The organism is Mesotoga sp. BH458_6_3_2_1, assembly GCF_003664995.1.
Lineage (GTDB): Bacteria > Thermotogota > Thermotogae > Petrotogales > Kosmotogaceae > Mesotoga.
In genome coordinates this window covers 1-22,890 of sequence record NZ_JFHL01000023.1, presented here as the reverse complement: position 1 = coordinate 22,890, position 22,890 = coordinate 1, and the positions used below count along the sequence as shown (strand labels likewise).

General features: G+C 47.0%; 19 protein-coding genes. 8 read left to right on the top strand and 11 right to left on the bottom strand.

Annotation, left to right across the window (positions count from 1 at the left end):
• The first annotated feature begins 1 nt into the window (after position 1).
• The 3 genes from Y697_RS11190 to Y697_RS11180 all read left to right on the top strand — a co-directional run bounded on the left by Y697_RS11190 (position 2) and on the right by Y697_RS11180 (position 3,852).
• Positions 2-457, top strand: a complete 456-nt coding sequence (locus Y697_RS11190) for a response regulator (protein WP_121510484.1) — start codon at positions 2-4, stop codon at positions 455-457.
• A gap of 82 nt (positions 458-539) precedes the next feature.
• Complete coding sequence (locus Y697_RS11185; RefSeq protein ID WP_310793771.1) at positions 540-1,850, top strand: HD domain-containing phosphohydrolase; 1,311 nt, start codon at positions 540-542, stop codon at positions 1,848-1,850.
• Between the two features lie 1,108 nt (positions 1,851-2,958).
• Positions 2,959-3,852: an EamA family transporter gene (locus tag Y697_RS11180; protein ID WP_121551694.1), complete on the top strand. Its 894-nt coding sequence runs from the start codon at positions 2,959-2,961 to the stop codon at positions 3,850-3,852.
• 59 nt (positions 3,853-3,911) lie between these two features.
• On the opposite strand, the gene Y697_RS11175 is transcribed toward Y697_RS11180, so the two are convergent.
• The 10 genes from Y697_RS11175 to xylB form a co-directional block, all read right to left on the bottom strand.
• A complete protein-coding gene (locus Y697_RS11175) occupies positions 3,912-4,877 on the bottom strand; it encodes an ABC transporter ATP-binding protein (RefSeq protein WP_006489882.1) in 966 nt (321 codons plus the stop codon).
• On the bottom strand, positions 4,870-5,862 hold the full coding sequence (locus Y697_RS11170) for an ABC transporter ATP-binding protein (RefSeq protein WP_121551693.1): 993 nt from the start codon (positions 5,860-5,862) through the stop codon (positions 4,870-4,872). Before Y697_RS11170 ends, Y697_RS11175 begins: the two co-directional genes overlap by 8 nt.
• A 4-nt stretch (positions 5,863-5,866) precedes the next feature.
• On the bottom strand, positions 5,867-6,739 hold the full coding sequence (nikC, locus tag Y697_RS11165) for a nickel transporter permease (RefSeq protein ID WP_121551692.1): 873 nt from the start codon (positions 6,737-6,739) through the stop codon (positions 5,867-5,869).
• Between the two features lie 5 nt (positions 6,740-6,744).
• A complete protein-coding gene (locus Y697_RS11160) occupies positions 6,745-7,755 on the bottom strand; it encodes an ABC transporter permease (RefSeq protein WP_121551691.1) in 1,011 nt (336 codons plus the stop codon).
• 74 nt (positions 7,756-7,829) lie between these two features.
• Complete coding sequence (locus Y697_RS11155) at positions 7,830-9,401, bottom strand: ABC transporter substrate-binding protein (RefSeq protein ID WP_121551690.1); 1,572 nt, start codon at positions 9,399-9,401, stop codon at positions 7,830-7,832.
• A gap of 42 nt (positions 9,402-9,443) precedes the next feature.
• Positions 9,444-10,478 (bottom strand): L-Ala-D/L-Glu epimerase, encoded by a 1,035-nt coding sequence (locus tag Y697_RS11150; protein ID WP_121551689.1) that lies wholly within the window; start codon positions 10,476-10,478, stop codon positions 9,444-9,446.
• 953 nt (positions 10,479-11,431) lie between these two features.
• Positions 11,432-12,160 carry a GntR family transcriptional regulator gene (locus Y697_RS11145; RefSeq protein WP_121551688.1) on the bottom strand — a complete coding sequence of 243 codons (729 nt, stop codon included), beginning with the start codon at positions 12,158-12,160 and terminating at the stop codon, positions 11,432-11,434.
• A gap of 11 nt (positions 12,161-12,171) precedes the next feature.
• Positions 12,172-13,293, bottom strand: a complete 1,122-nt coding sequence (locus Y697_RS11140) for an exo-beta-N-acetylmuramidase NamZ domain-containing protein (protein ID WP_121551687.1) — start codon at positions 13,291-13,293, stop codon at positions 12,172-12,174.
• A 188-nt stretch (positions 13,294-13,481) separates the two neighbouring features.
• Complete coding sequence (locus Y697_RS11135; protein ID WP_014731783.1) at positions 13,482-14,126, bottom strand: class II aldolase/adducin family protein; 645 nt, start codon at positions 14,124-14,126, stop codon at positions 13,482-13,484.
• Positions 14,119-15,630 carry a xylulokinase gene (gene xylB, locus Y697_RS11130; RefSeq protein WP_121551686.1) on the bottom strand — a complete coding sequence of 504 codons (1,512 nt, stop codon included), beginning with the start codon at positions 15,628-15,630 and terminating at the stop codon, positions 14,119-14,121. The genes Y697_RS11135 and xylB overlap by 8 nt, the downstream gene beginning before the upstream one ends.
• Positions 15,631-16,119: 489 nt before the next feature.
• Between xylB and Y697_RS11125 the strand changes: the two genes are divergently transcribed.
• From Y697_RS11125 to Y697_RS11105, 5 genes are read left to right on the top strand one after another with little or no spacing between them, the layout of a single operon-like run.
• Entirely contained in the window at positions 16,120-17,130 is a 1,011-nt protein-coding gene (locus tag Y697_RS11125) for an autoinducer 2 ABC transporter substrate-binding protein (protein WP_041928268.1), read from the top strand.
• A gap of 43 nt (positions 17,131-17,173) precedes the next feature.
• Positions 17,174-18,664 carry a sugar ABC transporter ATP-binding protein gene (locus tag Y697_RS11120; RefSeq protein ID WP_014731780.1) on the top strand — a complete coding sequence of 497 codons (1,491 nt, stop codon included), beginning with the start codon at positions 17,174-17,176 and terminating at the stop codon, positions 18,662-18,664.
• Positions 18,642-19,649: an ABC transporter permease gene (locus tag Y697_RS11115; protein ID WP_121551685.1), complete on the top strand. Its 1,008-nt coding sequence runs from the start codon at positions 18,642-18,644 to the stop codon at positions 19,647-19,649. The genes Y697_RS11120 and Y697_RS11115 overlap by 23 nt, the downstream gene beginning before the upstream one ends.
• The gene (locus Y697_RS11110) at positions 19,636-20,628 is read left to right on the top strand and encodes an ABC transporter permease (RefSeq protein WP_121551684.1); all 993 of its coding nucleotides are present in this window, start codon (positions 19,636-19,638) and stop codon (positions 20,626-20,628) included. The genes Y697_RS11115 and Y697_RS11110 overlap by 14 nt, the downstream gene beginning before the upstream one ends.
• A gap of 24 nt (positions 20,629-20,652) precedes the next feature.
• A complete protein-coding gene (locus Y697_RS11105; protein WP_121551683.1) occupies positions 20,653-21,393 on the top strand; it encodes a DeoR/GlpR family DNA-binding transcription regulator in 741 nt (246 codons plus the stop codon).
• Between the two features lie 989 nt (positions 21,394-22,382).
• Here Y697_RS11105 and Y697_RS11095 read toward each other — a convergent pair.
• Positions 22,383-22,890: ABC transporter ATP-binding protein (locus Y697_RS11095; protein WP_147433199.1), on the bottom strand; the 508-nt coding region annotated here is incomplete at its 5' end.

The window sequence follows — 22,890 nt, the reverse complement described above, 5'->3', positions numbered from 1 at the left end:
CATGACCGATAGCGTAGTAGAGATACTTCTGGTAGAAGACAACCCCGAGGACATAGAACTTACCCTTAGAGCACTTAAAAAAAGTAAACTGGCTAACAATATTGTGGTCGCCGAAGATGGTGAGGAAGCTCTCGATTTCATATTTGCGCTTGGCAAGTACAGCGACCGTAGTGTCAGCAATTCTCCAAAAGTGATCTTACTGGATTTGAAACTTCCTAAGGTCAGTGGTATAGAGGTCTTACGAGAGATTAAGAAAGATCCGAGAACGAGTCTAATACCGGTAGTAGTTCTGACCTCTTCTACACAAGAGACGGATATCGAAGAATCCTACAAACTCGGGGCGAACAGTTATATAGTGAAGCCCGTGAATTTCGAAAACTTCATTGAGTCTTTGAGACAGATGAACGATTACTGGTTGGTGCTTAACAGGCTTCCATCAAGGTTTGGCGAAGGATGAGTAAGGACGCGAGAATAAGGATCCTTTTCGCAGAGGATCTGCACACTGACGTAGACCTGGCTAGAAGGAAAATCTCCAGGGTATTCCCGGAGATGAGGTTTCAGTCGTTGATACTGAACAAGATTTCGTTGAGAAACTGGAGGCGTTCCGTCCGGATCTTGTAATCTCCGACTACATGATGCCGACCTTCGATGGGATGAGAGTGATCGAGCTCGTTCTGGAAAAGGCGCCTGAGATTCCAGTGATAATACTTACGGGTTCCATGAACGAAGACACGGCGGCCGAATGCATGAAGGCCGGTGCGGTAGATTATGTAATAAAGGAACATATGGCCAGACTGCCATACGCGGTCGTCGAGGCAATGGAGAAAAAGGAGATCAAGCTGGCCAAGGAAAGGGCAGAAAAGGCTTTGGTCGAAAGTGAGAAGAAGTTCAGGTTGCTGGCTGAAAATGCCAAAGACCTCATTTACAGGTACGAACTGAATGAAAAAGAGGGCTTCAGTTATGTCAGTCCTTCATCGTCTCGCATTACCGGGTATTTTCCCTGCGAGTTCTACAAAGATCCCGATCTAATTTCCAAAATCGTTCATCCCGAAGATGAAGCCAGGCTGTTGAATTTAATGAACGACAGCCATTCATCGAACCAAAGTGAGCCCCTTACATTGAGATGGATGCGGAAGGATGGAAAGATAATCTGGATAGAGCAGCAAAATGTACGAGTTTTCGATGATGATGGAAAGCTTATCGCTCTTGAAGGAATAGCTCGTGATGTCACGGAAAGGCAGGAATCAGCAGAAAGAATAACTGAAGCCTTCTACTCTATTATCACCGTGGTTTCGGATATTCTGACTGCCAGAGACCCCTATAGCGGACATCATCATCGTAATGTAAGCCGACTGTCCTCCAAAATAGCTGAGAAAATCGGCCTTGATGACTCAAGAATTGAAGCTGTTAAGATTGCCGGACTGCTTCATGATATTGGTAAAATAGCTATACCAGCCGAAATCCTGTCTAAGCCAGGCTCTTTGAATGAAGAGGAATACAGTTTGATTCAAGAGCACAGCATCGTCGGTTACAACATTCTCAAGAATGCTCGACTTCCCTGGCCGGTAGCAGAAATTGTTCGCCAGCACCACGAAAGGCTTGACTGTTCCGGTTATCCTGGCAAACTCAAGGGAAGTGAAATATGCGTTGAGGCCAGAATTATTGCCGTCGTCGACGTAGTTGATGCCATGACTTCTCATAGACCCTACAGACCTGCCCACAAAGTAGAGGCAGCCCTTGAAGAGATACATAGCAAATCGGGTACCTGCTTCGATTCAAGTATTGTGAATGCTTGTACTGAATTGATTGAAGAAGGCTTTGATTTCAGGGAGGAACCGCTGGAGAAATAAGAACCTGCAGCCGTTCAGCTGTTTCAGTAGACTTCATTCGTTTCCCTCAATCATGAACCGGTCCTTCGAAGAGCAGTTGCAAGTTGTCTGTTCCAAGTTGCAAGCATAAGAACCGCTGCGCGCTGAAAAGCTGAGAACCCGCTGAACGCTTATTAAACCATGTTGTCCGTCAACAGTCCTCCGTCCCCTGCCGAGATCGCAAAACCAGATCCCGAAACTAGTTCGGGATGACCCTAAACAGAGGCACCAAACAGGAGCCCCAAACAGGATTATATTGGGGCAGGCTAATCAGGGCAAGCTCCGTGGGATACCAACATATCGTTATTCCGAAAAGGCTAGATTCCGTCATTCAGACAAAGCTCCTGGTCGGAATCTCGATTTTATTGCTTCACGGTTTCAACCAAGAACGAAGAACAGATCCTTGCTCTTGAACGAAGAACAGGTTGTTTATTCGGAGAACAGACAACCATTCAACGGTGAACCAGTATCTTTTGCTCTTCCAACCCCCAACCTGCTACCTCTGACCACTTGCGTAAGCCCAGATCCCGAAAAGAGTTCGGGATGACATTCTTTGCGTTATTCAGACATGATTCTGCCCAGAATTCGGTTCGTTAAACTATTGAAGAGGACGATCTCATCCTTGGGAAGACTGATCGTTGTTGACAGCGGGCGTGCAGCCGCACGCCCCTACATCCGTTTGGATCGAATCTATTCTCACATGCAACTCACAACTTGCAACTGTTCTTTTCGGAGAACGGGGAACCGCTCAACGGCGAACCGGTTTCACTTCGCTCTTTCCTACCACCGACCCGCTACCCCCGACCACGGTCTTTATAAAGTCCGGATCCTGAACAGGAGCGCTTCAGGATGACAAAATGAGTTGGTTCTGATCAGATGGCCTTTATTAGCCTTCTTCACGCCATAGATGGAGATGCTTGCCAGAATCACGCGAGGCAATCAAAGCAACAAAAGACTGTCATCCCGTGATGGGCTTCCCATTACAGTCCTTTTTTTCGGAAAAGTTTCGAAACCGTATTGTTTTTGAATGAATATTGTTGGATAATTCGATCATTACTCCAATTTCCATTTGGAAGATAGAGGTCGTGTGTTGAAGAAAAGTGGAGATGGAATGGCGATCCTCGCTTATGCTCTCGTCAGTTTTTTCTGGGGATCGACCTATCTGGCCATAAAGATCGGTGTTGAGGGAATGCCGCCGATGTTCTTTGCTGGCGTTAGGTTCCTCATAGCTGGTTTGATCATGATTGCTTTCTCGAGAATCAGGGGATACGCCTTTCCGGCAAGCATGAGAGAGTTCTCGAGATTGTCGCTTATCGGTTTGTTTATGCTACTTGGCGGGAACGGACTCGTAGTCTTCGCGGAACAGTGGGTAGATTCTGGTGTCGCCTCTCTCATGATGGCAACTATACCTATCTTTGCCGGCGTGCTGGAGCATTTTTTCATAAGAACGACACGCTTGACGTTGAAGGCTCTTTTTGGCCTTCTTCTAGGGTTCTTTGGTGTCTACTTTCTTCTAATTCCGGCCGAACACGGTATTTCTATCGACATCGCCGGGATACTGATGCTTCTCTCTGCGAGCTTCCTCTGGTCTATTGGAACGGTACTCTCAAAAACCTTCAAGGGGAACAGTTCGATAGTGTCAAATATCGGGATTCAAATGTTTGCAGGCGGTGTTGGGCTGATGTTCGTTTCTGCAATAACCGGTGAATTCTCAAGAGTAACGTTCTCTATGAATTCGGTTCTGGCAATCGCTTATCTCGTTGTTTTCGGGTCCTTGGTTGCCTACAGCAGCTACATTTATCTTCTTCAGAAGTGGCCTGCAACAAAGGCGGGTACTTACGCCTATATCAATCCTCTAGTTGCCGTCTCATTGGGAGCCATCTTCTTGGATGAAAAGATCAACTTTCTCATGATTCTGGCGATGGGCGCGATTCTTCTTGGGGTACTTATAGTCCAGAAATCAAAGATCAAGGTATCAGAATAGCAAGTATTAAAAAAGGCATGCCTCTAGGGACATGCCTCACAGTAAGTAGTCTTAAGAACTCAGAGGGGATAGTGGCACCTTACAAAATGACCGGGTTTTATCTCCCTCAATTCAGGTGCTTCCCTCTCGCACCGTTCATCGGCAAATGGACATCTGTTATGGAATCTACAGCCCGATGGCGGATCAATCGAACTGGGTATCTCACCCTTCAGTAGCCGCTTTTCCCTTACGAACTTCGGATCCGGGACGGGGTTGGAAGCCATTAACAGATCAGTGTATGGGTGAGAGGGATGTTTGAAGATCGTACTCTTGTCTCCCATCTCAACTACTTCACCGACATACATAACGGCCACTCTGTCGGCTATATAATCCACAAGAGATAGATTGTGTGTTATGAACATATACGTAAGATTCTCTTGGACCTTTATTTCCTTCATCATTTTGAGAACCATTGCCTGAACGGAGACATCCAGCGCCGAGGTCGGCTCGTCAAGGACGATGAACTTCGGTTTGAGAACCATAGCTCTCGCAAATGCTATTCTCTGGCGTTGCCCACCAGAGAACTCATGTGCATATCTATACATGTGATCGTCTATCAGCCCTACTTCTTTCAAAACGGCCGCTATCCTGTCTCTTATTTCGATGTCGGTGATCTTGAAATGAATCTTCATCCCTTCCCCAATTATGTTCTTAATCAGTTTTCTGGGATGAAGCGAATTGTACGGGTCCTGGAAGACGATCTGCATATTTCTTCTCACTTCGAGCAGGTCCTTGCCCTTGAGTCCAAGTATGTCCTTTCCCTCGAATTCTATCTCACCTGAGGTCGGCTCGATAAGCCTCAAAACAGTTCTGGCAAGAGTCGTCTTTCCCGAGCCCGACTCTCCGACCACGGCAAAGGTTGACCCAGTTGGAATGTCCATATTTACGTCGTCTACAGCTCTGACAAATCGCTTCTTCGAGAAGATCGACTTCTTCACCGGGAAGTAAGTCTTCAGGTTCTTGATCTTGATCAAGGTCTCAGCCATCTTCTCTCACCTCGCTCTTTCCTTTGAATAGATAGCAGGCAACGTAATGATCGGGCTCGATCTCCACAAATGGGGGTCTTTCAACTTTGCAGATATCCATCGCGTGCGGACACCTCGGATGGAATCGGCAGCCGGACGGAGGATTCACCAGATCGGGAACAGTCCCCTTTATTGCCTTGAGTTCATCTGTTCTTCCCACTCTCGGCACCGCCTGGAGTAGACCACCCGTGTAAGGATGTAGCGGCTTTTCGAACAGTCTGGCTGTAGACGCATATTCGACAGAGTTTCCGGCGTACATTACAAGGACTTTGTCACAGAACTCGGCAACGACACCCATATCGTGCGTAATCAACATGACTGCGTTGCCCATCTTTTTGGCCAGTTCGTCGAGCAACTCAAGAATCTGAGCCTGGATGGTAACATCAAGCGCAGATGTTGGTTCGTCTGCTATTAGCAGCTTTGGATGACTTGCAAGGCCCATTCCTATCATCACTCTTTGGGACATTCCGCCACTAAGCTCATGAGGATAACTGTTCATAACTCTTTCGGGATCAAGGCCGACAAGGCGGAGCATCTCTTTGACCTCCGGGTAGGTCTGTTTGATCTTGATCTTCTTGGACTTTGCAATCGACTCTCCTATCTGATAGCCTACCTTCATTACCGGATTCAGCGATGAACGGGGTTCCTGGAATATCATAGACATTTCGACGCCTCTTACCCGATTCATCTTCTCTTCGGAGAGTTCGACAAGATTCGTGCCGTTGAAAATCACTTTTCCTTCCTGAATCTCTCCAGGTTGTTCTATCAACCGCATTACTGCAAGTGATGTAACTGACTTCCCGCAACCGGTCTCGCCGACGACTCCCAGTCTCTCTCCGGAATCCATCCAGAGGTCGACACCGTTGAGTGCCTTAACGACTCCCCTGTATGTGTAAAAAGATACCTTCAGGTTGGATACGTCTAGTAGTTTTCCTTTCATCTCCATAAGACTACCTCCTCAACCTTGGATCGAGCATGTCTCTTATTCCGTCACCGAGGAGGTTGAATCCAAGAACGACGAATGCGATGAATATACCCGGGAAGGTAGATATCCACCACTGGTCTATCAGGTAATTCCTGCCATCGGAAACCATGGCTCCCCACTCCGGTGTCGGGGGCTGAACTCCCAATCCGAGGAAACCGAGACTTGCTGCAGTGAGGATTATCGTTCCCATCCTTAGGGTCAGCTGAACCAGAACGGGAGAGATACACATTGGCAGCACGTGAAGGAACATTATTCTTAGGTTTCCACCGCCTGCCGCACGGATTGCTTCAATATATGGCTGCGATTTTACCTTTATAGCTTCGGCCCTTGAGAGCCTGGCATAGGTTGTCCATGTGACAACTGAGATAGCTATTATGGTATTCGTCAAATTAGGCCCCAGCATCGCTGCGAAGGCCATCGCCAGTACTAGACTTGGAAAGGCGAGAAACATGTCTGTTATCCTCATCAGAACTTCGTCAACAATCCCGCCAAAGTAGCCTGCCGTGACACCCACTATTATACCGATAGATCCACTTATTACCGAAACCAGAAATATAATCCAGAGAGCGATTCTCGATCCAATAACTACTCTGCTGAAGATGTCCCTTCCGAACTGATCAGTTCCAAAGAGATGCTGCCAACTGGGTGCCTGCAGCTTGTCCTGCAAATTTTGCTGGACGGGATCGTACGGAGCAATAAGTGGCGCAAAAGCTGCCATGAGAAGGAAGATCAGGATCAATGCCGATCCGACCATTGTAAGGCGGCTCTTTCTCCAGAGAAAGACTGTGTGCTTCAAATCATCCATGAATGGTTTAGATACTTTCACTGTCTTAGCCATCTAGATCACATCCTCATCCTTGGATCGAGAAGAGCGTAAAGAATATCTACAATTAGGTTCGCGATTGAGTAGATAAGGGCAATATATAGAGTCCCCCCCATTACAGCCGGGTAGTCGAGGAAGAGCATTCCGGTGGTTATGTACCTGCCCAGACCGGGCCAGGAGAAAACCGTTTCAGTCAGAACGGCTCCCTCGAGCAAGCTTCCAAAGACCAAACCAATTATAGTGACAGTTGGTATCAGGGAATTTCGAAGAGCATGGCGGTATATGACTATGTTTTTCCTTAAACCCTTTGATTTTGCCGTCCTTATGAAGTCCTGCCTCAGCACATCGAGCATACTGGCCCTTGTAATCCTCGCTATGGATGCAGTTGCATTATAGCCGAGTACGAATGCAGGAAGAAGAATGTGCAACAGAGCCTCTTTGAAAGTGTCCCATTGGCCCGCTATAAGCGAGTCTATTAGATACATTCCCGTTACTCTGGGTGGTGGATAGGTGAAGAAACCCAGTCTCCCGCTTCCAGGAAGCCAGCCTAGCTTGAAATAGAAGACAAGCAGAAGAAGAAGTCCGATCCAGAAAACAGGCATAGAGACACCCAGTATTGAGAAAACTCTCGAAAACTGGTCTATGGCTTTATTACGGTGAACGGCAGATAGTATACCCAGCGTAATCCCAAGTATGATAGATATTACGATCGCAACGAGAGCAAGCTCCATCGTGGCGGGGAAATAGTTCTGAATATCTTCCATGACGGGGTTAGATGTTTTCAAGGAAACACCGAAATCTCCCTGAACCGCACCGGTGATAAATTTACCGAATCTGATTATAAGTGGTTGATCGTAGCCCAGCTTTGCCTTGAGTCTATCAACGGCCTCAGGAGGTGCATTGCCTCCAAGAATTGCGCCGACCGGGTCGGCGGGTATTACATTTGCAATAAAGAAGACAATACAGGCGACTCCGAAGAGAACTATGATCATTAAGAATAATCTTCTGAGTAAGAATTGTCCGAAGTTCATAGAATTACCCCCGTATCAATAGCTGATTTTTTAGAAAGCAACGCCCCGCTCAGCCGAGCGGGGCGGGGGATACTTTACTTAGATACCTTTGTGAAGTCGAACAACATTCCGTAGCCGAAAGCGGCTTCATCGAAGTTCTTGACTTCTTTGCGAATTCCCCAGAACTCTACGGTCTGGTAAAGCATCGCAAAAGGTCCATTGTGGAACCAGTATTCCGTAAGGTCCTTATAAATCTGCTCTCGTTTGTATGGGTTAGGTTCTATCTGACCCCATTCACAAAGTGTCGCTGCGTAATCGTCGAACCATGCATTTCTCCATGCTAGCTGATTTGCCCTGTAGCTGGCATGAGCCATCGCAAGGTTGTCCGGATCGGGATAGTCATTACCCCAGCCGGCGATGATCATCTGATGACCCTGTGCACGATACTTGGCGTACATTTGAGAAGACTGCATTATTACTATATTGGCCTTAATTCCTGAAAGCGCAAGGTCTGCCTGAATCTTCTCGGCTTCAGCCTTTCTCGTGTCGGTATTGCTAGTGAGAAGCTCGACTTCGAATCCATCAGGGTATCCTGCTTCAGCGAGAAGAGCCTTAGCTTTTTCGATATCCTGGTAGAATGGGTTCTCTTCCACGTAGCCGAAGTAGCCCTTGTTTATGAAACCCTGTACTAGGAGAGCGTTATTGAGCATAATGTCCTCAACGATCTCTTCGTAATTGATCGAGAACCTTACGGCTTCTCTTACCTTCGGGTTCGCAAGGGGTCCCCATGTAGCATTCATTGAGAGATATTCGTTTGAATGTCCTGGAACCTTGATTTCAACGATGTCGGGATTTCTCTTAGCTTCTTCCAGCAACTGCGGCGTGAGATCCCATGCCACATCGATATCTCCTCTTTCGAGAAGAAGTCTCTGGTTTGATGCCTCTGGAATGTCTCTTATCATTATTCTTTTCAGAGGGGGCTGTTCGCCGTAATAATTGGGGTTGGCTTCAAGAAGGATAACGTTGTTTCTTTCCCACTGAACGAGAACGTATGGACCCGCACCAGCGGAGTGATCTGTAAGCCATGCGCCACCAAGGTCTCCCTCGACTTCGTGTTCAAGAACTACGTCTTTGTTGACGATACCTGTGAACATGTTGGATAGAATTCCGAGTGTTATGTTCTCTGCATAAGGAGCGTTCAAGGTTATCGACACAGTGTAATCGTCGATCTGCTTTATCTTCTCATCCACGTTGTCCTTGTTTATGCCGAATATATCGACCAAGAACCACGCAGAAACAGACTCGAGAACTACTGGTCTCTTCAGAGAGAAGAGAACATCCTCGGCTGTAAGGGCATCACCGTTGGAGAATTTGACTCCCTTCCTGATATTGAAGATGTAGGTAAGTCCATCATCGGAAATCTCCCAGCTCTCGGCAATGTCCGGTACTGGAACGATGACGCCGTCAATTGCCTCTAGTTTGACTAATTGAGCATAGATGGCAGCGACGATTTTGTTTGGAAATACCTCATAGGCAACGGCCGGATCCATGGTAATAAAAATGCCGGTGTTTGCGCCTATTACAAGAGTGTCTTTTGGAGTCGCAGCAAATCCCATCGCTGCAACAAGAAGTACCATTAGAGAAATCAATATGAAGCTTCGCTTCATTCTTGCACCTCCTTTTCCCACGTTAAAGGGTGATGACAAAAATCAGTATAAAATTGGATACTGTCTATCTTTCTCCTGTCTGAACCCGACAGGATCGACATTCTTAAGCAGTAAATGAGAATCCAAATCGTGATAAGTGAATGCGCCGGTTCCAGCCGCGAAATGAACGCTTTGAGAGACCCCTGCTCCCGACTCGCTCATGCAGCCTATCATAAGACCTATACCCGCGCTGTTACACATCTCTACAATCGCAAGAGCGTCTGATAGTCCAGACTTCATGAGTTTGATATTGACGTAATCGACTGCGCCTTCCTTTATCAGTCTCATAACGTCGTACTTCGTCTTTGCGCTTTCATCTGCGCCAACAGGATACATAGAGCCCTGCCTGATTATTTTCAGTCCTTCGAAATCTTCGGCAGGCACCGGTTGTTCGAATATCCCCACGGGCACGTCGTTTCGGTACATCGCATCTATGAATCTCAAAGCATCTTTGGGTGTATAGCCTGTGTTTGCATCTATCACATACCTGACACCCTTGATCACATCGTTGACTGCCAGTAACCTGGCAATGTCGCTCTTGACATCTTCGCCGACCTTCATCTTGATAACTTTGTGGCCCGCTTCGAAGATCTCCTTAGCGTCATGAACCGTCTCTTCCAGACTGCCTATACTTACGGTCTTGTCTGTCTCCACGAAGTCCTTCATCCCACCAAGAATCTGATAGACAGGCGTAGAGATCAATCTGGAAAAGGCGTGAAGGGTGGCAAATTGAATGGCGGCCTTCAAACTGGGAGCCGTTCTAGAATACGCATCGAGCTTTGCGAAAACTCTCCTGTAGTCTCGGACGTCGAGATCTTTAATCATTTCAAGAATCTCCTTCTGGAGCTGAAAGATAGCAGCTCCGCTCTCCCCGTTCACTCTGAATGACGAGGATGACTCTCCAAGTCCGATCGTTCCGTCCGATAGAATCAATTCAACTTCAATATTAACTTTGGAGCTGGAAACGTTGTTTGCAATGTGAAAAGGTTTTACGAAGTCCCATTTCTTTTCGGTGAAGCGCAGATCCCTTATCTTCATCCTTTCCTCCCCTTGTAAGAAAGCAAAACCCACTTTCAACAGTGAAAAAACATCTATACAATAATACCTTAAATCGAGATCTCATCAAAATGGAGTACATAACTCGGCTTTCGAATACTTAGTTATATCATACTTCGGGTAATGTCTGCAAAACACCGTATTAAGGCTTTTGTCATTTACTTATCACGCTGCTTCGTACCTTAAGTTTATGTTCGTGATATTTGACGGATTAGCAGGCAGCATTAGTTCAGAAGGACAATGAAAAAGAGCATTGTCGAGAGATCCGCTACTAGAAGGCGAGAATCATCGCCGTAAGTGAAGACTTCGCCTTCGCCAGTACCACTTCGTGGTGCCAGTCTCTGCCTCTGGCAAAGGCCAGTTCCGACTTCGTCGAGCAAAGAGCCACTACTAGGAACGGGTTATGAAAATCGGGTTAGGAGCAGCGGGTTATCAGAAACGGTTTAGACCACGCCAGGTCACAATGCCCGCTTCGCGGGGAAAGAGCCGCTAAATGCTGGCTGGAAGACGCTTATCGCTGTGAAGACAACGTTGTCCGTCAACGGTCCTCCGTCCCCCGCCGAGAGGATCAAAACCAGATCCCGAAACAAGTTCGGGATGACAGCAAGTGGTTATTCCTAAAGGCCAGATTCCGTCATTCCGACAAAGCTCCTGGTCGGAATCTTAATGCTCTTGCTTCACGATTTTGACCAAGAACGAAGAACAGATTCCCTCGTCTAACGGCGAACCAGTTACTTCGCTCTTTCCAGCGTACAGCGTCTCTTAGCAAGCGACCAGCGGATCTTTTCGGAGAAAGGAGAACCGCTCAGCGGTCAACCAGTTTCTTTTTCTCTTACGAACCTCCAACCACCAACCCCGGCCTTTTTTACAACTCACAACTTGAAACTTGCAACTGATCCTTTGCTCTTTCCTACTACCAACCCCGTTTCCACGTTTCATATTCTTCTGACGATTCTGAACTTGCTCTTGTCGGCTCTGTACAGTGAAATTACGTATTCAATACATATATCGCTTTTTGTATAAGTGAATCTCTTCCTCATTATTGCACATTCGTCTTGATCCTGTCGAAGAAAACGGGCCTCTTCTTTCTTGAGTCTGGTAAGCTCCATTTCTTCTTCGGCGTAGGAGATGTTGATTCCAAACTCCTTTCTCAGGATTCCATACAGGGATTCTCTTTCCATATCTCTCTGTGTAATGTTTAGAAGCCTAATGTCGGCCCCCACGTTCAGATATGCCTCTTCAATTGCGTAGGGTTCACCCTCGAGAATCCTTACTCTTTTCAATAGCACAACCATTGCATCGGCAGGAATGTCGAAGAGCTCGACGGCATCGGCAGGAACCCTGACGAGTCTGTTTTCGAGAACCACAGAACGAGTCTCAACGCCTCGATTTCTTGCTTCATCTGTGAACCCTGTAAGTATTGCCAGCTGTTCTTCCCTCTTGGAGCCAGTAACAAAGGTTCCCTTCCCCTTCAATCTTTCAATGAAACCCTCTCTTCTGAGCTCATCCATCGCCCTTCTAACTGTAAGTCTGCTTATGCCGTACTTCTGGCATAGGTCCTTCTCAGTTGGAAGCTTGTCTCCTTTCTGATATTTTCCCGAATTCAGGGATTCCTTCAAGTCAACATAAAGCTTGTAATACAGCGGAATTGGTGTTTCGGCCATGACGACCCCCTTCAGTCTCTATACTTCAACGCACCGGGATAAAGAAGACAATCCTCGACAAATTCGATGAACTCCATTCCGGATTCCTTCCACGCTTTGTAATCAAGGCTCTGTGTTCTGATCTTCTGTGCGCTTTCTTTAATGCCTATTAGATCGTCCGAACGATCCAAAATATCAAATTGTTCATATTTTAGCAAATAATCCATCATCTTCAAAGTAATCACGAAATAGTTGTCTTCAGTATTGGGGAAGAACTCCACGCCGCTGCAATTGGCATTGGCATACTTTCTGTAAAACGGCATATAGTCGCGGCTCCTTACTCTGAGATCCGGAAACTCCTTCCTAAGATATTCGGTTAAGTCGGCACCGTCTATCCACGGAGCGCCTATCACAAGGAAGGGTTTGAAAGTACCCCGTCCTTCCGATACGTTTGTACTTTCAAAGAAGCAGGTTCCGGTATAACCTAGAAGAGACTCGTATGTTGGCACATTTGGCGAAGGTACGTTCCAGAAAAGAGACGTGTTGTCGTGCATCTCTCCACACCACCCTTCAAGCCTGGCAATTCTCAGATCGAGATCGAGTCTCTTGAGTTTCTTGAAGTACTGAGCAAGTTCGCCCGTGGTTAGGCCGTACTGAAGAGGGAGTTCGTAACCACCAACAAAGGTTTGGAGGTCGTTTTCAATTCTGCTTCCAAAGACTCCTCTGCCAAGAGGGTTTGGCCTGTCGAGGACCATGTATTGAAGACCGTAATCTGCGGCGGCTTCCATTGTATAGGCAAGAGTGTATATGTAGGTATAGAATCTTAATCCTACATCCTGTATGTCATATACCAGCATATCTAAGCCTTCAAGATCGGCCTTCACAGGCTTGCGCCTGTCTCCGTATAGACTGACTATTGGTACCCCGTACTTGGGGTGGAGGGTATCACTGACATGCGCTCCGTCTGCAGCTCCTCCCAGGCCATGTTCCGGTGTGAAAATCTTCTTCACGTTCAGGCCATTTGCAAACAGTATGTCAATTCCCCACTTCAAATCTGAGTCAACGAAAGAGAAGTTAGTTACCAGTCCTATAGCCTTGTTCTTCAACCCGCTGAGATCATTTTTCTGAAGCAGATCGATTCCAAGTAGAATCATGAACATCACCCCCTGTAAATATGTTTATTCTCAATAACAATCATGCCATATTGTCATATCATTTTCCGAATCCTTGCGGAGGTTTCGGCGAAGAGCTTAATCAAGTCATTCGGGCAGATAAGAAAAAGAGCCGGCACTTCGCCGGCTCAGTGTTTGTGTAAGAATTTACAGTATAAGAAAGAGATCCACTATTTCTGGCCATAGTGATTCTTAACAAAATCCTGCATCTTGAGGCACTCGTCATGAGAGATAACTTTCGGAGTTCCTATAATCGTTGCCATGATTATTGTCTTTGCAGATTTCTCGAGTACTTCTGCCACTTTGAAGGCGTCGCTCAAATTGCTTCCGACACAGACTGCTCCATGATTGGCTAGCAAAGCGGCGTTGTTGTATCCTAGTGCAGAGACTACGTTAGCCGCAAGTTCTTCTGTTCCGGGTAATGCGTACTCCGCGCATTTCACGCCCTCTCCAATTATCTGTACCAGTTCTTCGGACACGGCAGGTATATCCTTTCTTGCTATAGCGAAAGCCGTTGAGTACTGGGGATGGGTGTGGATAACCGCTCCAACATCCGGTCTGTGACTGTAGATCATCCTGTGCAGCGCGTGTTCTATGCTTGGCTTTCGTTTGTTGTCAATAGTATTGCCCTTCATGTCTGCCATCACAATATCATCGATCTTCAAACTCCCGTAGCTCATCCCACTTGGGGTTATGAGGAAGGTTTCGTCATCCACTCTTACGCTTATGTTTCCCCATGTTCCCACCGTCATGTCCCTGTCTTCCATTCTCTTACAGGCATCCAGCACCAGGCTTGCGAACTCATCTCTATTCATATGTATACGCCTCCAACTTCTCCATGATTGAACGTGTATTTTCATAGATCTCTTTATAAATTCCAAATAGATTCTCATATTTCTTGGCTCTGATTGGGTCGGGAATGACAGTCTCAACATGTCTGATCAACCTGGCAGCTTCTCTGGGATCTCCAATTTCATTTGTGGCAAGAAGGGCGAGTATCAAGTTGCCTATAGCACCGGTGTCCTGAGTCTCCAGCGTTCTCACTTTCTTTCCGTAGACATCTGATTGTATCTTCCGCCAAATGGGACTCTTGCTGCCCCCTCCCATAACGTTCACGCTGTCGAACTTGACTCCCAACTCTTCAACGACTTTCATACAGTCCTTTATCGAGAATGAGACCCCTTCCATAATTGCCCGGACCATGTGTGCCTTAGAGTGTTTCATGGTCAGTCCAAAAAAGACGCCCCTTGCTTTGTAATCCCACAGAGGGGTTCTTTCACCCATGAGATAAGGTAGAAAAACCAGGCCTTCCGACCCCAGAGAAACACCTTTTGCCAGGGAGGAGTATTCGTCAAAGACTTCGCTGTTTCTCTCTTTGTCGAAGGTATTTCTAAACCAGGTTAAGCTGGAAGCGGCCGTCTGAGTTATCCCCAGAATATCCCAGTAACCTTCAAGTGGATAGCTCCAACACATGATCCTTTTCTTTGGGTCTATTACCGGCTTGGATGTGCAAGCGGCAACGACACCGGCCGTGCCGACTATGCATGAAACCTCTCCTTCACCGAGAAGGCCCGAACCCAATTCAGCAACTGAGTGGTCCGAACCTCCGTTCACCACCGGTGTCCCTTGAATCAGGCCTGTCTCTCTTGCCGCTTTCTCGGTGACATGACCGATTATTCTCGCTGAAGGAATAACCTCCGGAAGAAGATCTCCATCCAGATCAATTAGTTCAAGAGCCTCCCTGCTCCATTGATTCGTTCTTATGTCGAATACAGCCGTTCCCGAGGCATCCGAGGGATCTGTAACCTTGTTCCCTGTGAGCAGAAACTTTATGTAATCCTTTGCAATCAATATCGACTTCGTACGGGAAAAAACACCTGGCCTATGCTTTTTCACCCAGCATATTTGTGGAGCGGCGTAAGTTGTTGTGGGGAAGTTCCAGGTCAGATCGAAGAGCCTTGCGGCCCTGCCATCGCTTTGCCATTCTTCTATTATTTCGCTGCTTCTCTGATCTAGCCAGGTGATTGAAGGGCCTATTGGCTTGTCTTCGGAGTCTAGATAGACATGGGTATGCATCTGGCCGCAAATAGAAATCGCTTTGATTAGATGAGGGAGATTGTTGTCACTATCGGTCAACTTCTTTACACAATCTATGATCCCCTCCCACCATAGCGCCGAATCTTGTTCTGCCTGTCCCGGGCTTTCTGAGATGATGGGGTACTCCGTGTATGCCGATTTCTGAATCTCACCTTCAAGAGAGACCAATGAAAGTTTTACTCCCATGGTTCCCAGATCGATTGAAAGAACTCCTTGCCTCATCGTCTCCTCCACAGGTACATTCTAAAACCGCTATTGAGCAAAACGGATCACTAAAGTGATAACTTCATATCATAGTCTATTACCTAGAGCTTACCAGATAATCTGCATTTGAAGAAATCCGATTAGGAACAAATATCCCATAGTTCAAACGATTAGGAGTGATTTCCGACGAATAATACTATGTAATGTTAGCTTAGACAGTGTCAATAAAAACAGACTTTTGACTGGCAATATAGCTGCGGGAAGGCGATAGATCAAGTTGATCATCCACAATTGTCCCGAAACAATGGATGAGATAATCCGGAAAACGAGAGTATTTATCGCTACAGGGTCTTCATCAGCCGTAAGTTCGAATAACCAGTAATCTTCGGGTATGGATCTGTCAGAGTGAATCGATATAATTGAAATGTTGATCACAAGTAATCATGTGAATTACGATGCTTTGTCTTATGATCTTTGGGCCGGCCTACCGGTCACATAGAAGGAGGGATGCGAATGAACAAGAAGCTTCTGATGCTCCTGTTCTGTGTCTTGTTTACAGTTGCCGTCTTAGCAGCGAACTATGAGATTGCCGTCGTTGTCAAGATCGGCGGAATCCCCTGGTTCAACAGAATGGAAGTCGGTGTAAAAGATGCAGCAGATGAACTCGGCGTGAATGCCTACCAGATAGGGCCTTCCGATGCGGATCCTGCTCAACAGGTGAAGATTGTTGAAGACCTTATTGCCAAGGGAGTAGATGCCATCTGTGTAGTACCTAATGATGCGAAAGCTCTTGAACCTGTATTCGAAAAGGCAAGAGCGAACGGTATCATTATCATCACACACGAGTCACCAGAGCAGAAGGGTGGCGACTGGGACGTAGAAACGATAGACAACGTCAAGTTTGGAGAAGCTAACTTCGAGAAACTTGCTCAACTAATGGGCGGAGAAGGTGAGTTTGCCGTTTTCGTCGGAGGACTCACAGTTCCTCTCCACAACTTCTGGGCGGACGTTGGGCTTGCCTATGTTGCGGAGAAGTATCCAAATATGAAACTGGTAACCGAGAGAATCCCATGTGGTGAGAGTGTTGAGCTTTCCTATCAAAAGACACTCGAGCTGCTAAATGCGTATCCTAATCTGAAAGGTATAGTCGGATTTGGTTCACTGGGACCGATCGGAGCGTCCCAGGCGCTCAACGCGAGAAACATGAAGGGAAAGGTACAGATAGTCGGAACGGTTATCCCAAGCCATGCTGACCCGTATCTCAAGCAAGGACTGATGCAATGGGGTTACCTGTGGGATCCAAGAGACGCTGGATTCGCGCAGGTCTATTTGGCAAAGACATTGCTCGATGCCAAGGCCGCTCTTGCTGAGGCGGGAATCCCCGAAGGCATAGTGCCGGCTGTTGTCGATGGATTCGAGATTCCCGATCTTGGGAAGGCCACGCTGGAAGGAAACATTGTGAAATTCGACGCGCAAGTCGATATAACTGCTGAAAACGCCCTTTCTTACGGGTTCTGATTTCGAGAGGGGGTACGCCCCCTCTCTTTCTGGTGATCTGATTATGGCCGAAAAACTGTTGGAGATGAGAAATATTTCGAAGAGGTTCGGGGGAGTATTGGCCCTCGATTCAGTCGATTTTGAAATAGAAAAGGGGGAAATCCACTGTCTCGTTGGCGAAAACGGGTCTGGAAAGAGTACCCTAATCAAGATAATCTCGGGTATTCACTCACCCGATCCCGGTGGTGAGATCTATGTCGACGGAAGAAGGATAAGCCACCAGAAGTCTTCTAACAGTGTGAGGGAGGGAATCCAGGTTATCTATCAGGATCTTTCGCTCTTTCCAAATCTGACCGTTGCAGAGAACATAGCTATTTCTTCGAGGGTGGAAACCGGAAGTCGTCTGATGAAATGGAAAGAGACCGAAGAAGAGTCAATGAAGACGATGGACAAAATTGGGGTTTCACTAGATCCCAGACGCGAAGTCAGCGAGCTATCTATAGCGGAAAGGCAAGTTGTAGCGATATGCAGGGCTATAAATGCCAAGGCGAGACTTGTAATAATGGACGAACCTACTGCTTCTCTCAGCAAGAAAGAGGTTCAGTCGCTAATTAGGGTCATAAATGAACTGCAGAACAGAGAAATCTCCACGATCTTCGTCAGCCATAAGCTCGATGAAATAATGGAGGTAGCCCAACGAGTTACCGTTCTTCGAGACGGGAAAAAAGTTGGTGCCTTCGATGCTTCCGAATTGACACGACAGAGGCTCTCATTTCTCATGACAGGCAAGGAGTTCGAGTACTCCAAACTGACTCCGTATTCTGGTCACGAAGTTATTCTGGAAGTCAGAAAGCTCTCAAGGAGAAATAATTACAAGGAAATTGATTTGAAGGTCCACAAGGGTGAAATAGTAAGTATCACAGGACTGATGGGTTCAGGCAGAACCGAGTTCGTCCTTTCACTCTTCGGAATGAATCGTCCCGACGATGGAGAGATCTTCGTAGAAGGGAAGAGAGTGAACCCTGGGAGCGCCTTGGACGCTATGAGAGCTGGAATTGCGTATGTGCCTGAGGATCGATTGCAACACGGACTCGTTATGGAACAGCCAGTAAGCAAGAACATTGTGTTAACGGTTCTAAAGAGAATACTGTCGAGAATCAGGCTCTTGAGTAAAGTCAAGGAAAGAACTGAAGTCAGGCGGTGGGTCGACGAACTCTCGATCAAGATTCCTTCGGTCGACTCTCCGGTTAATACGCTTTCCGGCGGCAATCAACAGAGGGTTGTAATTGCAAAGTGGTTGGCAATAAATCCGAAGGTATTGATTCTCGATTCCCCGACAGTGGGAATAGACGTTGCCGCAAAGGACAGTATATACAAGATAATAAGAGAGTTAGCCTCAGAAGGTATTTCGATAATCATGATCACGGATGAAGCCGAAGAAGCGATCTATCATTCAAACACGACTTATATTATGAGCTCGGGAAGGATAATTGGAAAGTACAACTCCAGCGAGCTCACGGAGAAAGAGCTGTATGAGAAGATTAACGGACAGTAATTCAGTATTGAGAAAATTATTCGGCAAGAGTGAGTTCTATCTCTTGCTTGTAATAATAGTCGTCTCACTCTTCTTCACCATTTTGAAGCCAAGTTTTCTTACTTCCACCAATCTCTACGGGATGGTTGAGAGCAACTCCTTTCTTGCGATAATGGCCGCAGGCGTGCTGGTCGTTCTGATTTCCGGAGGAATAGATATCTCATTTACGGCAATTGCAACGGTCGCGCAGTATGTCATGGCTACTATCGTCATCCATTGGGGCGGGAATATGTTCCTGGCCTTTGCAATAGGAGCGGTTGTCGGAATTGCGCTGGGTTTGGTCAATGCCTTACTTATTTACTTCCTCAAAACTCCGCCAATAATCGTGACGATCGCTACCATGAACCTGTTCTACGGCCTTCTGATATTTATCAGCGGCGGTACCTGGATTTACGGCTTTCCCATGTGGTTTATGGAGAGGAATCTAGTTAGATTTGGAGACAATCCGGGGATTACTATACCAATTCTAGTTCTTGTTCTTTCCTTCATTCTTACCTGGCTGATACTGAAGTACACGGCTCTGGGCAGAAATATCTACGCCGTTGGCGGAAATCAGGAAGCCGCAAGACGTGTGGGAATAAGCGTTCTCAAGACGCAGATATTCGTCTATTGTTATATGGGTTTTCTTGCAGGCATAGCCTCAACAGTTCAGGCGAACATGATGTTGACTGTCGCCCCCAATGCCTTGATGGGCAGGGAACTGGAAGTTCTGGCGGCTGTCGTTCTTGGAGGAGCAAGCCTTGCAGGAGGTACTGGCAGCATTCTAGGGACGGTTCTTGGTTTCGGTTTGATTGTCATCGTTCAGAATGGCCTTACGTTACTCGGAATTTCCTCTTATTGGCATAAGGTCTTTATCGGAGCGATCATCGTCGTCAGCGTGGGGATAACGGCCTATCAGAGAAAAGTCCGCGAGAGAAAAGGAGCGATAATCAATGTTGAAGACTGACACCGGCAGGGGAAGAGTATCAAAGCACTCCGAGATTCTCTCGCTTGGAGCGATTCTGGCCATTCTGGTGCTATTGTTCTCGCTTGCTCTTCCTGGAAAATTTCTAAGGCCCAGCAATCTCCAGTCGATGGCTTTTCAGCTTCCTGAACTGGGAGTTCTTGCTTTCGCGATGATGATAACGATGCTTACTGGTGGAATTAACCTCTCAATCATAAGTTCGGCAAATCTCTCAGGGATAATCATGGCAATGATTTTGACAGGTGATCTAGCATCTGGTGCGGGAGGGGCCGGGCTGGGCTGGACGATCTTTCTGGCCGTAATCGCAGGGTTGTCGATTTCACTCATAGTGGGACTTGTAAATGGAATGATAATCGCTTATATTGGGGTATCTCCGATACTTGCAACGCTAGGTACTATGACCCTTCTCGAAGGAATAAGCCTCGTTATAACCAGAGGGTATGTGATTTCGGGCCTGCCGAGGAACCTTCTCGTGATTGGTAATGGAACCTTCCTGGGAGTACCGGTACCGATGTTCATTTTAATAGCCGTTGCGGTAGCTGTCGCGATAATTCTAAACAAGACGCGCTTGGGTTTATCGACCTACATGATCGGATCCAACATCAAAGCTACCAGTTTCTCTGGAATAAACACCAACAAAGTAACCATTCTCGTTTACATGATCTCGGGCCTTCTGGCGGGTCTAGCCTCTCTGATAATGATAGCAAGATTTAATTCCGCAAAGGCCGGTTATGGTTCCTCATATCTTCTCGTTACCGTACTGGTTTCAGTTCTAGGAGGAATCAATCCAAACGGCGGCTTCGGGAAAGTGTCCGGTGTTTTCCTTGGTTTGGTCTTGCTTCAGGTTATCTCAAGCGGTTTGAATCTTCTTGGAATAAGTCAGTTTCTCACACTTGCTCTATGGGGTGCACTCCTCCTCGGTGTAGAAGCTCTAAGATTAGCAAGAAGGAGAGTCAGATAAAACAAACATGCTGGAGTTGAGCGAATGGCTTTGAAGAAAGAAGACAGAAGACAGAACATTCTTAGCGTTCTTTCCGAAAGAGAATCGATTAATACTCAAGAACTTGCATCTCTAATGGATGTATCTCTCGTCACGCTGAGAAGAGACTTGAGAGATCTGCAGAAATCCGGCCTTGTTATCAACGGATACGGAGTCGTAAGAGCTGTGAATCAGGAAACAGATCCAAACAGCTTCTTCTTGAAAAGGCTGAGGTTAGCCAGAGAGGCGAAAGAAAGAATTGCAGCGAAGGCAATCGAATTTGTGGAAGAAAATGATGTTCTCTTTATAGATGAAAGCACTACATGTTACGTTTTCGCTTTAAAACTCTCCAGGGCTTTCAAGAAGCTGCACATAATCACCAACGGAATCAACATTCTTCTTGCGCTTTCAAAGGTTCAGGGGTTTTCGGTTGAGTCAAGCGGCGGCAGTCTACAGTATGGATTTGATTCGCTCATCGGCCCCAGGGCGGAGAGTCTTGTCGGTTCAATATATGCAAACAAGTTCTTTTTTTCATGTGCTTCCCTTAGAAAGAAGATAGGGACATTCGAGTTGAGCCCCTTTTCAGCAAGTATAAAGAGAAAAATGCTTCTCAATTCCAGTGCAAAAATTCTTCTTGTCGATAACAGTAAATTCGACGTAATCGCGCCGTTCAAAATGGCCGAAATCGATGAAATAGATAGGGTCATCACTGAAGACAGAAACTTCTTGCCCTCTGAAGCGATATGAGAAGGCCGCTTCACAGAAAGTGATGCCCTTATAGAACATTGGACGCAATGCCGACTCCGTCGGGAAGTGATGCGCCGAAAAGCATCGGCGGAAGTGATGCCCTTATAGAACATTGGACGCAATGCCGGCAAAGATCGTGCCGGGACGCAATGCACTGAGGAGCATCAGTGGACGCAAGGCTGGCGAAGAACATGCCAGGACGCAATGCCCGCTTTGCGGGGAAAATCTTCAAAGCCATTCTGCTAACGTGGCCCAGTCGCACTTCGTGCGGTCAGTTCCGTTTCGTGGCCAGAAGAGCCGCTGTGCGCTTAAGAGCAAAAACCCGCTGGTCGCTGTGAAGACAACGTTGGCCGTCAACGGTCCTCCGTCCCCCGTCGAGAGGATCAAAACCAGATCCCGAAACAAGTTCGGGATGACAGCGAATGGTTATTCCTAAAAGGCCAGATTCCGTCATTCCGACAAAGCTCCTGGTCGGAATATTGGTGCTCTTGCTTCATTGCTCTAACCAAGAACGAAGAACAGATCCTCGCTCTGGAAGAACAGGTTTTTTATTCGGAGAACGGGGAACCGCTCAGCGGTCAACCAGTTTCTTTTGCTCTTACGGACCTCCAACCACCAACCTCCGACCCCGGCCTTTTTTACAACTTACAACTCACATCTTGGAACTTGCAACTGTTCTTTTCGGCGAACGGAGAACCATTCAACGGTCAACCAGTTCCTTTGCTCTTTCCTACCACCAACCCGCTAACCCCAACCACGGTTTCCCAAAAACCCAGATCCTGAACAGGAGCATTTCAGGATGACAAAATGTGTTCGTTCTGATCAGATCGGTTTAATTCGCTTGCTCTTCTTCTTTGGTTTTTGCCTCCTGGTGCGCAAGTGCCAGCCTCACTTCCCCGGATGCCCTTCCGGGCATCACTTCCTCGCGTCAGCGAGCCTCACTTCCTGCCGGAGGCAGCATCACTTCTGATCTTGATGCCACCAACCTGCTACCCGCAACCCCGGTCTTTCTCTTCAGCGACTTCCTTCCATCTTCTGCAGGCATGGAAGTGACCCTCTTTTATCTCCCGAAGTTGAGGTTCTTCCTTCTCCCAGCATTCTTCTTTTGCATAAGGACATCTCGGATGGAATCTGCAGCCCTTTGGAATATTGGCGGCAGAGGGAATCTCTCCCTTTATAGGTACTACCTTGGGTTTGTTTACCTTTCCAGCAACCGGTTCGCATACAGCGGCAATGAGAGCCCTTGTGTATGGATGAACGGGGTTGTCTATAACATCGTCGGGATCGCCTATCTCTATTATCTTTCCAAGGTACATCACTGCTATCCTGTCTGTGAAGTATCTCGCAGTAGAGAGATCGTGAGTTATGTAGAGATAAGTCAATCCAAGGTCTCTCTGCACTTCCTTCATCATGTGGAGTATCTCCGCCCTGGTGGAGAGGTCTATCATGGATACCGGTTCATCCGCAACTAGAAGCTCGGGATTGAGAAGAAGAGTC

Excerpts from the sequence above, each read along its gene's own strand:
- Y697_RS11160 (WP_121551691.1), bottom strand. The coding sequence starts at position 7,755 with ATGAACTTCGGACAATTCTTACTCAGAAGATTATTCTTAATGATCATA.
- Y697_RS11155 (WP_121551690.1), bottom strand. The coding sequence starts at position 9,401 with ATGAAGCGAAGCTTCATATTGATTTCTCTAATGGTACTTCTTGTTGCA.
- Y697_RS11150 (WP_121551689.1), bottom strand. The coding sequence starts at position 10,478 with ATGAAGATAAGGGATCTGCGCTTCACCGAAAAGAAATGGGACTTCGTA.
- Y697_RS11190 (WP_121510484.1), top strand. The coding sequence starts at position 2 with ATGACCGATAGCGTAGTAGAGATACTTCTGGTAGAAGACAACCCCGAG.
- Y697_RS11175 (WP_006489882.1), bottom strand. The coding sequence starts at position 4,877 with ATGGCTGAGACCTTGATCAAGATCAAGAACCTGAAGACTTACTTCCCG.
- Y697_RS11140 (WP_121551687.1), bottom strand. The coding sequence starts at position 13,293 with ATGATTCTACTTGGAATCGATCTGCTTCAGAAAAATGATCTCAGCGGG.
- xylB (WP_121551686.1), bottom strand. The coding sequence starts at position 15,630 with ATGAGGCAAGGAGTTCTTTCAATCGATCTGGGAACCATGGGAGTAAAA.
- Y697_RS11110 (WP_121551684.1), top strand. The coding sequence starts at position 19,636 with ATGTTGAAGACTGACACCGGCAGGGGAAGAGTATCAAAGCACTCCGAG.
- nikC (WP_121551692.1), bottom strand. The coding sequence starts at position 6,739 with ATGGCTAAGACAGTGAAAGTATCTAAACCATTCATGGATGATTTGAAG.
- Y697_RS11135 (WP_014731783.1), bottom strand. The coding sequence starts at position 14,126 with ATGAATAGAGATGAGTTCGCAAGCCTGGTGCTGGATGCCTGTAAGAGA.
- Y697_RS11125 (WP_041928268.1), top strand. The coding sequence starts at position 16,120 with ATGCGAATGAACAAGAAGCTTCTGATGCTCCTGTTCTGTGTCTTGTTT.
- Y697_RS11115 (WP_121551685.1), top strand. The coding sequence starts at position 18,642 with ATGAGAAGATTAACGGACAGTAATTCAGTATTGAGAAAATTATTCGGC.
- Y697_RS11170 (WP_121551693.1), bottom strand. The coding sequence starts at position 5,862 with ATGGAGATGAAAGGAAAACTACTAGACGTATCCAACCTGAAGGTATCT.
- Y697_RS11120 (WP_014731780.1), top strand. The coding sequence starts at position 17,174 with ATGGCCGAAAAACTGTTGGAGATGAGAAATATTTCGAAGAGGTTCGGG.
- Y697_RS11105 (WP_121551683.1), top strand. The coding sequence starts at position 20,653 with ATGGCTTTGAAGAAAGAAGACAGAAGACAGAACATTCTTAGCGTTCTT.
- Y697_RS11145 (WP_121551688.1), bottom strand. The coding sequence starts at position 12,160 with ATGGCCGAAACACCAATTCCGCTGTATTACAAGCTTTATGTTGACTTG.